This is a genomic window from Marinomonas sp. AWM4_232, from assembly GCF_056158325.1.
In genome coordinates this window covers 258,124-271,248 of record NZ_JBSWTA010000001.1, presented here as the reverse complement: position 1 = coordinate 271,248, position 13,125 = coordinate 258,124, and the positions used below count along the sequence as shown (strand labels likewise).

Genomic DNA, 13,125 nt, shown 5'->3' with positions numbered 1-13,125 from the left:
AGCTAATTATTTGAGCGCATGGCGCTGCTGACTGTGTAATTTTGTGACGGCCCAACTGAAGTAATGATTCACTTTGTTAGGCGTTAATTGCGCAAACTCATCCAGAGCCATGTCATAGTTTTCCACCTCTGGGTGATTATTCTTATACTGTTTTACATGATCTAGTGCCGCTTTGGAAACCAAAACCGGTAAATTAATTTCTTCTATAAAGTGGCCTTCAGGGTGTTTCTGACAAAATTGAATAAAGGCATAGAGGCCTTCAAAGATCAGACACTTATACCAACTAGGGGAAATGTCTGATGTCAGAGACTCAATTAACAAGGCAAAAGTGTCTTCCCCAGGTGTCATGGAGCTTAATGTGCTCTTGCTTTCTAGCACGGTATTACTTTGTAGGTCGCCAAAAACAATGCGATTGGTTTGATTCAGGCTATCCCATAGCTGTAGCAGCATGGCTTCAGGCAATTTCGTAATCAGTCCTTGGCCTGTCCGCCAGTCAAACCAATCGATGTCTTTAGATCGACCATCTTTAGTGTCCAGTCGGTGGTTGTATCGCACACTGGCTACTACATGAGTGAATTCTTTATGTTTTTCAACCAGTACACTGCGTAATGTTTCATAAAGAGACATAGGTGATTTTGACGCTAAGGTTTGAATGACGTCGATCTTGCTGTCATCGTCTTCTTCTGTGAATTTATGTGCACACAGTAGCCCGAGGTTATGCAAGCGAATCGTACGCACCCCAGCGAAGTACTCTGGATGAATTTTCATCAGTGTGCCTGTGATGGCTAGGAGCTCATGGTAAACCACTTGAGCGAGCAGAGACTCAGAGCTCTGTGCTATGACTTTAAAGACTTCATCATGATGCAGTGGAGTCGTGATGTGGCTTTGTTTGTCTGACTGTTTGCCAAGTATTAGCACCCGTTGACGAACTGTAATTTCAGCAGTATGCGTCGCCATGTCTGTGGTGGGCTTAAGCATGAGTGAGTATAGCTGACGAGCACAGTACCAATTCCGGTGAATGAGTGCATTGGTGTATACCGAGTCCAATACGGTTTTGATGCTGATATCATCACCGCTAGTTTTCTGTATGTGCTCGTGCAGTGCATTGCGACGACCAAGCTGCAGAAGGATCTCAGTTGCGTCACTTAGACTAGGCTGTTCCTGCAAATGTTGAATAAGCTGACTGATGCTCCAGCTACTGTAATCGTAAACTTGATTGTCTTGAGCTTCTGAAATTGGCCAAGGTGACTCATATACTGGCAGTTGAGCACCCAATTCATGCCCGTTTGGCATGGTGAAATTCATAACTCGACGACTGCCTGACTTGAAGGCATTTTTAGCCGATTGTGGAATAACTCGGTATTCACTGAGTTCTTTGTTTTGCAGGCTGCGTATGAATTCAAAAAGATCAGACGCCCCTTTCATTTCGGCTAATGCTTCGTCAATCAGAATGGCAAAGACGGCATTAGCCGGGTAATACCAACTGCCCGACAGAACGGAAAGTTCGTTGCGGATATGTTGTTCAAATAGGGCGGGATCGGTTTTGCGATAGTCACGATCTTCGTTTTGGAACCATGATAGACACAGGCACTTTTGATCGTTTACAACAAAAGGCTGTGCGCTAGCTAAGCTGCTGAGGGCTCGGCTAGGACGTCCACTTAGCCCCAGCGCAGAAGACGCTCCGACGTTTCGGTAGAGTTCAATTAACTGCTCTGAACTGATCGCTTGTATCGGCGCAATTTCGTCAACCGTTTGGCATAGGCAGCCTGCGTCAATAAGTTGCTGTTTGATTTTGCTGTTCTTAGCTAGCACCACCATGGAGATATTCACTTTGCGGTGGATATGCTGTTTTTTATGTAAACCTAATGGGTCTAGATCATCGGTTGTGATCAACTCATCGTCCAACATACGGCCGACTAAATACAAACTTTGTGCCCAAACTAGTGGTAGGTTGTCATTTGGTTTTCTAGGCTGGCTTCCTGGGACGGCTTTTTCTTCCAAAATGTGTTCTTCGGGCACATAGTAAAGCTCGGGCAAGAGCTGCTCACCGTCTTTTTCAACCATTAAGCTTTCTAGGCGATAGCGATAATAATTGGCGCCTTCCCAGTCTCTTGCGAAAAGGCGATCAATATACAAATACGTGAAGAACAGTGGCCATTCAGATTCAATGTGCTCAAAGTTAATCAACTCATCGTATTCGTAGTAAATCCGACTATGATCTTCCAAGACGGTTTGGTGTCCATCTAATAAGAAGCGCTTACAGCCGTAGGTGCCACCCAGTTTGTCCAAGATTTCTTGACGTGTTCGGCGTTTAAGCTTTTCATCATTTACGGCAAAGGCTGGGTAGCTAATGATGCTGAGTAGGGCACCATCTACTTCTTTGGAGCGTGATTCCTTTGGTAGCAGTGATTCGAGTACTGAGCCAGCTCTAGCGACCGCGTCAGCAAATGAGTGTACAACGGCCCATTCAGGACCTTGTTCTCCAAACAAGTTGAGCCCATCTAAGGCTTCTAGTGCGGCCTTTGCCATGCCAACAGAGCTGGCGTTTATCTCCGCTTTACCGTTGTTAACTTTATTTCCTCGCTCCCAAATCCCAAAGTCTGGTGTGCGGTAGGTTCTGGAAATGTAGTAAATCAGGTTTTGGATAAAGTTGAATTCATCTCGAGAATAAATCAGCGAGCTACCTGACTTCGTCATTTGTGCAAGGGTCAGTAAAAACAGGCTTGTGGCGTCAATCTGTAGATGCCCCCAAGCATCATCTGCGACGACTTCTAGGCCTGTTTTCGTATCGTATTTTGCGTGCAAAGCATCTTTGGGGTCCAAGGTGTCTTTAAATACCTCGACTTTATGAGACTGGCGCATCATGGCAAACAAGAGGCCACGCATCATTTTGATGCATGCATACTCCAATTCATGAGCGCGATTGTTTGGGTTTGAAGCACGTTTATAAGCTAGATAAAGAGCCCAAACCGCTTGAATGGAGTAGACGTTATCGCGCACCCAGGCATCAGTGTAGTCACCATGATTATTGATACTAGTACTTGCAGGAAATAGCCCTGTTACTGGGTGCTGTCGCGACAAGATGACTTTATCAATGTGTTCGTATAGGGAGTTGAGCTCGGATGTAATATCAAACGGCATAAAAAAGATCCCTTTTTAGTGTGATAGTATGCGCATGCAATTTTGAGGCCTTGTTGATGCCCGAATTTGCCTGAGTCGTCGACTCATCTTATTTATATATTATGAATATAAAATGTGAGAACAATTAATTATTATCACGTTTCACACTAGGTTGACGAGAGTCTCCACTGGTCAACAATGACAATTTTCAAGAAAGTAGAAGGTAACGGCTATCTATAATTTGCTGATAGAGCTTGGGCCAGAGTTGGCCAGTTTATTGGTGGTATCCTTCCTAGCTGCGACATTATTGCCACTTGGCTCAGAAGTGCTGTTGCTCGGTCTTGTGGGGCAAATGCCTGAGCAATCCGTTTGGTTTTGGTTATCCGCTAGTGTTGGAAATACCTTAGGCGGTTTAACCAATTGGTGGCTTGGTAAATACTTATTACGCTATCAACATAAACGTTGGTTTCCTGTCCCAGAAAAAAGGCTGCAGCAAGTGCAGTCGTGGGTTAGGCGTTTTGGCTTTCCTGCTTTGTTGTTGAGTTGGCTACCTGTGGTTGGGGATGCTATATGCTTGGCAGCAGGTGTGGCTAGACTAAACGGATGGGGGACTTGTTTATGGATCTTTATTGGTAAATCGTTACGTTATGCTGTATTGGTTTTAGGGACAAGTGCCTTGGTGTTATCGTAATATGTCTCAATGGACATAGGGGGATGTATGAGACTGAAGTTAACGTGTGTTGCTGTCGGAATGGTCGTTTTATCCGGTTGTACTATTACCAAAGAGAAAAGTGGCACCATGTCTAATGCTGAATTACAAGCTGCATTGCAGACACAGCAACAAGAATGGGAAGACATGAAGCCACAACTTCAGCGTATTCTTGCCCTTGAATCTGATTTAAAGCTGCTGGTAGAAACACTAGACAGTGTCCCAGAATCGAGTGCAAGTTTAACGGCAGAAATGACGCCCGAAGCAGAAGCTAAACAGCAAGCAACTCAAGCTCCGGTTTTACCTTCAGCCGCATTGGCGGAAATTAGTACCATGCCTAAGGTAGAGACTCCCCCCGTCTCCGCCGCAGTTGAGCGACCAGAAAAACCGTTTCGTCAAACGCCGCCTAGTAATGCGGTAACGGCAGAGTTTCAGGGTGGAGCGAATACGAAATCTGATGCTCAGTACTATGGTGTCCAGTTAGCTGCTTATGGTTCAGAAAAGCAGGCAATCGAAGGTTGGCAGACCATTACACAGAATTTTGCTGAGGAGTTTGCTGATACCGCCCCTTTAATAAATCGACATAAGGTGAATGGCAAAACGTATTACCAGCTGATTGTAGGGCCTTTTCTAAAGAAACCTTACAGTGTTGATTTTTGTAATATGCTTAAACAAATGCAGCAGGATTGTTTAGTTACTCGCTATAAAGGCGAGCCTTTTCTATCCTTATAATATGCGTATACGCCGCTAATATATGTATAAAAATTAGCGGCGAGTGATTTGTTTAACTGTGCACTCTATATCCAGACGAGCTAATGTCGTACAAATCTTATTGGCTTCTTCGTTGCTTTCTGAAAAGCCAACGAAGAGCCGATAGCCTGCCTCAGTATGGTTGTAAAAGTAACGATATTGAGCCAGTTTGGGTATTCGTTTGGTGAGGATGCGCCAATAGCTACGTAAAGACTCAAGTTGAGTAAATAGTGCCAGTTGGGCGCTGAAACCCTGTACATCAAACGTTTTACGCAAGATTAGATTTTGCTCTGCCAAAATACCAGACTCGTTTCCCGTAAGCTGTATCTTTGTTCCCTGTTGGAAATTGAAGTTACGCAGATAGGTTGGATCAATTTCTAATGTGTAGGGCTTTGGGATGATTTCAGTTATCAAGAAATAACCATCAAACTCACTGGTCACTTCTTTGATGATAGCGCCAGATGAGCCTTTCAATAATAGTGGAACACGCGCTTTGTTCGCTAAGTTACCGTTTTGTTGTAGTTCTTTCACGTAGCCTTCAATTTCCAAAGAAGGCACGACTGGAATGTCTAGTGTTTGAACTGAGCCAGGGCGTGGCGCAATGGAAACGCCTTGATCAGCCCTAATCAAATACACGTCTTCCTGTTGACTTAAGTCGACCTCGATATCGGTTTGCTGATAGCTTGGTAGGGAAGTGAGTACGGCGATCCCTTGTGAATTAGTGGTGGCTTTGCGGTAACTTTGTAAGGTTTCCACTTCTACGTTAGGCAGTGGTCGATCGCCTAAGTCAAAGCGGCCATTTTTATTGTTGTCTAAAAAGACACGAGCCGACAATGTACCTTGAGACGAGACAGGCATGCGCGTGAAAAAAGGGCTGTCGTTTTGCGTGAGGCCAATACCAACGCGCCCCAAGAGTGAGGCTCGCCATCCAGTTCGATCGTTGTAAGAGACGTTTGAAGTCAGACTGAATTCATTTGGTTGCCAGCTAGCCACCAGAGACGTTTCACTGGAGTCGTTCTCCAGATCATAAATAAACCTGACGCGACCACTGGTGTTGTCACTCATATCACCGCTGATCTCAGTGAAAAAAGACTCAATATCAAATTCTGGTGAAATGTTGTAATCGTTGCCAAATCGCCAAAAGAAATTGTTTACGTAGCGTTGAATTTGCCAGTTACCCGCTGTTTCGCCTTCATCACGATCAGTCCATGACAAACGGTTTGACAAGTAACTGTTACCGATGCTCGTACCAATCTGATTAGTCAGGCGTAAGTATTCGTCATCATTATTTGGCGTGATTTGCTCGATGGATTGTTGATAGGACAAGTTCAGGTTTGGAATAGCGCCAGATAGTCTTAGCTCTTGTGACTCAAATATATTTATTTCATCGTCGTCTTCATCGGTGCGCTGATTTTCTCTATGGACAAAGCTTAGTGATTGATCCCATACGCTGGTATCAATTTGATAACGGCGCTCATATTCACCATTATCTTGCTCAAGAGAGTCGATGGATAATAATGCTTCGCCAAACAGAGAAATTTCGCTGCCAAATGACTGTTCGTCATATTGTTCAAAGCCTTGTTCGTGATGTATCTGTGAGCCAATGCTTAAGGACCACCAGTCCGTAACACCATAGTCAGCTCGAATCAGAGTGCTGAGGCCATTTTTGTCATTATCATTCAAGGTATTTTGATCAAATAAGCGTTCACCTTCATCCACAAACGAAATGTCGTACACAAATTCTCCGGCTGATTGGCCGGTTGAACTGACATAATAGCTGCGATTCTCGCGATTGACTTGGCCCTGAGGTCCGTAAAACACTAACTCTATTTCATTGTAGCCAAATACCAAGGGAAGATCTTGAAACTCATATTGGCCGTCTGTGACATTAAATTGGCTGGTTAACAACAGTTGGTTTCGATAGACCTCCACATCCCAGCCAGCTTGAATATTGCCGACCAAGTTAATGCTGTTGCCACCATTATAGGAAAGAGGGGTATTACTAAAACGAGCACCTAAATAAGTGTTATTTCGCTGAAGTGGGTTTATTTGAGTCGTTCGAATATCACCGAACTCAATTGTTGTAGCCTTTAGAAACCCCAATAGATCGGCATCGTTAGAGTAGCGACTGCCGGAAATACGCGCGGAGTTAATCTCGTTTTCATTGTTGATAGCAAAGTAATACTGGGTATTAAAGTAAGCCACATCATTAGAGCCTAATACCGAAATATTATGACTGGTATCGCTGTTTTCGCTGGCATTCACTGATGCTTGGATATCCAGTAGTGGCTTTGAAATTGGCTGGTAATCATGCTTTTGAAGCGGGGCACGGGCTTCATTACGTGTGCGGTATGCATTTTTAGCGCGCTGTTCACGAGCTAGTTTCTCTTCGATAGGTAGAGGGCGATTGCTTTGAGTGTTAAGCGTTAACGTGCCGTAATCAGGCTTGAGCGCTACATCAAACCATTGCTCGTACAGATCGAGTTCAATATAAAAATCGTCTTCTAGATCGATCTTCTCTGAACTAATAATGGACGACTGTCCATTTGCGGTGACGGACCAAGTGCCTTCTTCAAGATGGGTAAGCGTAAAGGTATTATTGGGGTTACGAATCCAACCAGAAGCCGACTCGTTATCAAAGTCTGTTTCAATGGCGAAATCAAAGGCCTGTGTCATATCGAATAGGCTCAGCTTAGCACCATCTTCGGTTTTAAAACCAAATACTTGTCCTAAAACTAACTTATCGAGTTGTACACCTAGAATCAGTTCCTCACCTGCGGGGATAGTGCCGGATAAGTCTTCAGAACGTCTGACTTGGGTAATGCTATCAGCTGGTTGGGGCTCAGTAGTAACTGCTTCAGTCAAACTCGGTAACGCTGTCTTCCCGTCTTGTAAGGCTTTATATTTGGCTTTTAAGCGTTCAAAGGCGTCATTCGCGTATAAAGGCTGCGCAGCTAACGATGCAAGTAATACGAAGCAAAGACTGCGCATAAAAACTACCTAACGGAATCGACCATTTGCTGCGTAATCGTCAGCGTCTTTTGAGCAAGCAATAAACCACTGAACTCTGCTTGACCTTCATAACGTACCTCTAAAGTCCCAGGCTCAAGTTTAAAGTCTTTCCATGGGAACTGCGTAGTAGCGTTTTTGATCTCAGGGTAAAAATTATAGCCGTTTAAAAGGCCAACTTGCCTAGGTTGACCATTTGCTGGTGTCCAATAAGCGATAAGTCTGCCATGTGTACTGAATAAATCATCGTGGAACAGGTCGACTTTGATATTGGTAATACCTGTTTCTTTTTTATGAACTAGAGAAATATCAGTGATTTGTGGGTTCACAACAACCGAGCCAACGCGGTAGATGACAGGCATGGTGTAGCTCATCAAAACATTCAATTTAATTGAGCTGCCAGCGTTTTGTTTTGAGTCACTTTTATCGGATGGAAGTGCAACAAAAGATAAATGGGAACGATATTCTCCAGATGGTAGCCCTCCTGGCTTCCTTACAAGAAGCTTAACTGTTTGTCGTCCACCCGGCGCAAGCGAAACTTGTTTTGGACTGATTCTCACAAATCGCTCAAGGCTTGAATATTGGCTTTTTTCTTTCTCTGTTAGGTCTCGGTAGCCGCCCTGTTGTAGAGCGGCCATTTGCTTCCATTCTACACGATAGCTTCTAGTTTGTTTGCCTGTATTTATCAAGTTGACTACAAAGGTTCTAGCTTTGTCATCTAAAAAAACTCGAGTGGGAGAAATCAATAAATCAGCATAAGAATTCGTGCATAGAAAAAAAGCAATGATGAGTGTTGTAGCTTTTATGGAAGGAATAGCTCTTTTAGATTGAAGCATAAAGACCTTAATAATTGACTGATATTTGATAGCTAATTCTATATTGTGTGTTTAGATAAGAATTTACACCAGACCCTGATGTTTCTAGTGTACCGCCTACAAAAAGCGTTGCCGCACCTGAGTTATCAGTTGTGAGTACAGAAGGCACATCTACATCTGTTAATGAAAACTGATCTGCGGAATAAATATCGCTATTGCTTCTGGCTTGAATGCTTCTGCCAGAAATAAAAACTTGTTGATTACTAGGGTAGTTGGTTAATAGAAACTGACCGACGGTTGGGGGAGTAACAATATAAATGCCATTGCTTCGAATAACATTTCCTGAGTAGGTTAAGGTGATGTGTTCTTGGGTGTTGTTTTCTGCAATAACCACTGAACCGAAAGTTAAGGGCGAGAGCTCAATGATTTCACCCTTAACTTCAGCAATAGATAATAGCAGTGTCGTACAGAATATACTTTTTAAGTATGGCATATTCATTTTGAGAGGCGAGTTAGTAATCAACCTGCACCTGATAACTACCCGAATAGCTACCATCTAAATAATCAGAGGATGCAGAGTTCGCGTCAGTATGTAATGTTGCACCTACATCGAAATTCACAGCACCCGAGGCATCTGTTCTTAGATTAGGAGTACCAGTGGTATAAGCGTCACCATCATTTTGCCCCCCTCTTATAATGGCGTTGAAAGTATCAACCGTAAACTCAGCATCTCCGCCTGCTGTGGCTAGGGTTATAGCGGTGGTAGGAAGTGTCAGTGTAAGCGTTGTAAACGGAGCTGCATTAGTTATTGAGAATGATGCAGGCGTACCTTGGTTAATAACAACTATGTTTGCATCAGCTGGAGTCGCTGCTGTAACAGCTCCAGCGGTACCGTCTGCGGGCAATGTTAATGAAGCAGTATTAGTACCACCTACATGAGCTGTTGCTCGAATTGTGCCGAATGTCATTGCAGAACTTTCCGCTAAAGTGAAAGCATTATTTACAGTCACTGTAGCATTAGAGTTTAACGTCTCTAAAGCCAGCGCATGGCTAGCCAATAATGCAGATATACCAGTGATCAAATATTTTTTCTTAAGTGACATCATAGTAACCTCTTATATAAATATAAATATAAATATTCATATCCTCTTAACGTCATTAAATGATAAATCTTTAGTAAATACAAAGCTCAAAATGTAAAACTTGTTTGCTAAGTGTAGAAGTCGACAAAGAGGAAGGTGATAGAAGTATGTCAAAAATAGAGGTGGTTCTGTTTGACCTAGGCAATGTGTTGGTGGACTTAGGTACACAAGAAGACTTCGCTAAGGTCTTTCAAGTTGAGGCGGGCAGTGAGTCAGAGTTTTGGGAGATGTGGCTTAAGTCGCCATCGGTGAAAGCCTTCGACAGCGGCCAAATTCCGTTGCCGGTGTTTGTTGAGCGATTATTAAAAGAAACCGGCCATGATATGGACCCTAATAGCTTCACTAAGAACTTTATCAATTGGCCAAAAGGGTTATTTCAGGGAGCGATTGAATTAGTGCAAAGCATACCGGCTCATTACCATCGCGCAGTGTTGTCCAATACCAATGATGCGCACTGGGGAAGATTGATGGATGAGATGGGCTTATCGGGTTTATTTCACAGTTATTTTGCCTCACACCAAATGGGGCTCGTGAAACCTGATAGTGAAGTTTTTAATCATGTGATCAACGAATTAGGTGTTGAACCTCATAAAATCTTATTTTTAGATGATAACCAAGTAAATGTTGAAGGGGCGCTGACAAAAGGAATACAAGCCGAACGGGTCAAGGGGATCGCAAGTGCACAAGAAATCCTTTATACATATGGAGTAATTAGGTAGATACTATTCTTTTTGTGCAAATCAGTTTGGAAGAGATATGCGTACGTTTGACCCATCCTCGGCGGCTAATTATTCACGTGTTAGGCCGACTTACCCACCAGAGCTGTATTACTGGCTGAGTCACCAAGTCAAACAAACTGAGCGAGTTTGGGATTGTGCTTGCGGAACAGGCCAAGCATCGATTGATTTAGCGGCTTATTTTCAGCATGTTGAAGCAACGGATATTTCTGAAGCTCAAATTGCTAAGGCGACGCCACACCGCAAAGTTAATTATTCTGTTCAACCTTCTGAGAGAACCAATTTTCCTGATAATCATTTTGATGCTGTGTGTGTGGCGCACGCTCTGCATTGGTTCGATTTAGAGCATTTTTGGGCGGAAGTAAAACGTGTGTTGAAACCTGATGGGAAGCTATTTATTTGGGGATACAATTGGATACAGTTTGACAATGCTCTCGATCAAGCCATCAAACAGCATTTACTGCCAATTCTGCAACCCTTTTGGCCTGAAAAGACAGCCTTGCTGCGTGGTCAATATACCGCTGTTGAGTTTCCTTTCACGGCGATTGAGACACCCTCATTTGAGCTAGAATGTCATTGGACCATGTCACAAGCATTTGCCTTTATGCGTTCTTGGTCCGCCTCACAAATCATGATGGAACAACATGGTGACTTTATGATCAAGCAGGCAGAAAAAGAAATTGAGTATATTTGGAAGAATCCTTTAGAAAAGGTGCCCGCGCGCTTGCCATTCTTCTTGTATGCAGGAACCTTTGATAACTGAGCGTTTTCAGAGGGTTAGACTAAAGTGGGATACCCTGCCACGGATCAAGCGATATAGTGTTTTTCAGCATCCTTATAAAAAATAACAACGGAGCGAGTCATGTCACAGTCAAATTACACGGAGCAGATGGATTACACCTACTCCAATGCCAATGTTAGCCAAGCAGAATTTGAAGAGCGTTACCAGTTATCAGTATCAGACCCAGAGGCATTCTGGGGAGAAGAGGGTAAACGTCTAGTATGGTCAAAACCTTACACGAAAGTAAAAAATACAAGCTTTGAGCGTGGCAATGTCAGCATTAAGTGGTTCGAAGACGGCGAGCTGAATGCAGCCTACAACTGTATTGACCGCCACTTACCTGAAAAAGCAGATAAAGTCGCTTTTTATGTTGAAGGTGATGTTGAGGGCAACGATTCAGTTGTTACTTACCAAGAGTTGCATGATGAAGTAGGGCGTTTAGCAAATGTGTTGCGTAAACAGGGTGTGCAAAAAGGCGATCGTGTCGCTATCTACATGCCTATGATCCCGCAAGCAGCTTATGCGATGCTTGCTTGTGCCCGTATCGGTGCGATTCACAGTGTTATCTTTGGGGGCTTCTCTGCTTCTGCCATCGCAGATCGTCTAAACGACTGTAAAGTAAAATTGGTTCTTACAGCAGATCAAGGTAAGCGTGCCGGCAACCTTGTACCTCTGAAAAATAACGTGGACAAGGCACTTGAAAATAATGCCTGCCCATCGGTCGAGAGCGTGGTGGTTTATCGCTATACCAACGCCGATGTGAATTGGGTAGAAGGTCGTGATCTGGATTGGGCTGAGCTTGCTTCTCAAGAAAGTACAGACGCCGCACCTGAGCCAATGAATGCAGAAGATCCGTTGTTTATTCTCTACACGTCAGGTTCAACAGGCAAACCTAAAGGTGTGGTTCACACCACGGGTGGTTACCTAGTCTACGCATCATTAACTCACGAAGTGGTGTTTGATATTAAACCGGATGATGTGTACTGGTGTGCGGCTGACGTGGGTTGGATCACAGGCCACAGCTACATGGTCTACGGTCCTCTTGCGAATGGTGTGACCAGTGTTTTATTTGAAGGTGTACCGACTTATCCAGATTCAGGCCGAATTGGCCGTGTGGTAGACAAATTTAATGTGACCCAACTGTACACCGCGCCTACCGCTATCCGTGCCTTAATGGCGAAAGGCGATGAGCCAATTGCGACGAGCAAACGTGACTCACTTCGTGTGCTAGGCAGTGTCGGGGAGCCAATTAACCCAGAAGCGTGGGTTTGGTACCACAAGAACATTGGTAACGGTAAGTGCCCGATCGTTGATACTTGGTGGCAGACAGAAACAGGTGGCTTAATGATGACGCCGCGTGTCACAGAAACAAACCCTAAGCCAGGCTCTTGTACTGCTCCATTGTTTGGTGTTCAGCCAGCTCTAGTTGATGCAGAAGGTAACTTGATTACTGAAATGGGGGTTGAAGTAGAAGGCGGCCTAGTGATTCTAGATTCTTGGCCTGGTCAATCTCGAACGGTTTATGGTGATCATGAACGTTTCGAGCAAACTTACTTCAGTACCTTTGAAGGCAAATACTTTACAGGTGATGGCGCTCGTCGCGACGCTGATGGCGCATACTGGATCACTGGCCGTATGGATGATGTACTGAACGTCTCTGGTCACCGTCTAGGTACGGCAGAGATCGAAAGTGCTTTAGTTGCTCACCCATCGGTAGCGGAAGCAGCGGTTGTGGGTTACCCACACGACCTGAAAGGTCAGGGGATCTATGTTTACATCATCCCAGTTTCCGGAGTTGAGGTAGACGAAGAGCTGACTAAGTCAGTGAAAATGATGGTACGTCAAGAAGTAGGTCCAATCGCAACGCCTGACCTTGTGCATTGGGCAACGACAGGTTTACCAAAAACTCGTTCAGGTAAGATCATGCGCCGTATTTTGCGTAAGATTGCAGCCAATGAACATGACTCATTAGGTGACACAAGTACCCTAGCAGACCCTAGTGTGGTTGATGATTTGATCGATAACAGGTTAAATAAGTAAATCATACGTACATGCTAAGGAA

Annotated in this window: 10 protein-coding genes; 5 read left to right on the top strand and 5 right to left on the bottom strand. The window is 44.1% G+C overall.

All coding sequences use genetic code 11. The features are described from left to right. Window positions 1–6: 6 nt before the first annotated feature. The gene (locus ACXAC1_RS01255; RefSeq protein ID WP_475057890.1) at window positions 7–3,141 is read right to left on the bottom strand and encodes a phosphorylase b kinase regulatory subunit alpha/beta; all 3,135 of its coding nucleotides are present in this window, start codon (window positions 3,139–3,141) and stop codon (window positions 7–9) included. A gap of 244 nt (window positions 3,142–3,385) precedes the next feature. Between ACXAC1_RS01255 and ACXAC1_RS01250 the strand changes: the two genes are divergently transcribed. Together ACXAC1_RS01250 and ACXAC1_RS01245 are read left to right on the top strand one after the other, a co-directional pair. Beyond that, window positions 3,386–3,811 (top strand): YqaA family protein, encoded by a 426-nt coding sequence (locus ACXAC1_RS01250; RefSeq protein WP_475057887.1) that lies wholly within the window; start codon window positions 3,386–3,388, stop codon window positions 3,809–3,811. A 27-nt stretch (window positions 3,812–3,838) separates the two neighbouring features. Then, window positions 3,839–4,561 carry an SPOR domain-containing protein gene (locus tag ACXAC1_RS01245; protein ID WP_475057885.1) on the top strand — a complete coding sequence of 241 codons (723 nt, stop codon included), beginning with the start codon at window positions 3,839–3,841 and terminating at the stop codon, window positions 4,559–4,561. A gap of 33 nt (window positions 4,562–4,594) precedes the next feature. On the opposite strand, the gene ACXAC1_RS01240 is transcribed toward ACXAC1_RS01245, so the two are convergent. The 4 genes from ACXAC1_RS01240 to ACXAC1_RS01225 form a co-directional block, all read right to left on the bottom strand. Then, window positions 4,595–7,570 (bottom strand): SPOR domain-containing protein, encoded by a 2,976-nt coding sequence (locus ACXAC1_RS01240; RefSeq protein WP_475057882.1) that lies wholly within the window; start codon window positions 7,568–7,570, stop codon window positions 4,595–4,597. A 5-nt stretch (window positions 7,571–7,575) separates the two neighbouring features. Further along, the gene (locus ACXAC1_RS01235; RefSeq protein WP_475057880.1) at window positions 7,576–8,226 is read right to left on the bottom strand and encodes a hypothetical protein; all 651 of its coding nucleotides are present in this window, start codon (window positions 8,224–8,226) and stop codon (window positions 7,576–7,578) included. A gap of 205 nt (window positions 8,227–8,431) precedes the next feature. After that, window positions 8,432–8,896 carry a DUF4402 domain-containing protein gene (locus ACXAC1_RS01230; RefSeq protein ID WP_475057878.1) on the bottom strand — a complete coding sequence of 155 codons (465 nt, stop codon included), beginning with the start codon at window positions 8,894–8,896 and terminating at the stop codon, window positions 8,432–8,434. A gap of 19 nt (window positions 8,897–8,915) precedes the next feature. Next, on the bottom strand, window positions 8,916–9,509 hold the full coding sequence (locus ACXAC1_RS01225) for a DUF4402 domain-containing protein (RefSeq protein WP_475057875.1): 594 nt from the start codon (window positions 9,507–9,509) through the stop codon (window positions 8,916–8,918). A gap of 143 nt (window positions 9,510–9,652) precedes the next feature. Between ACXAC1_RS01225 and ACXAC1_RS01220 the strand changes: the two genes are divergently transcribed. The 3 genes from ACXAC1_RS01220 (at window position 9,653) to acs (ending at window position 13,103) form a co-directional block, all read left to right on the top strand. After that, window positions 9,653–10,264 (top strand): HAD family hydrolase, encoded by a 612-nt coding sequence (locus tag ACXAC1_RS01220; RefSeq protein WP_475057873.1) that lies wholly within the window; start codon window positions 9,653–9,655, stop codon window positions 10,262–10,264. A 37-nt stretch (window positions 10,265–10,301) separates the two neighbouring features. Beyond that, complete coding sequence (locus tag ACXAC1_RS01215; protein ID WP_475057870.1) at window positions 10,302–11,045, top strand: class I SAM-dependent methyltransferase; 744 nt, start codon at window positions 10,302–10,304, stop codon at window positions 11,043–11,045. Between the two features lie 99 nt (window positions 11,046–11,144). Next, window positions 11,145–13,103, top strand: coding sequence for an acetate--CoA ligase (gene acs / locus ACXAC1_RS01210; RefSeq protein ID WP_133560397.1), 1,959 nt, complete (start codon window positions 11,145–11,147; stop codon window positions 13,101–13,103). The last annotated feature ends 22 nt before the right edge of the window (window positions 13,104–13,125 follow it).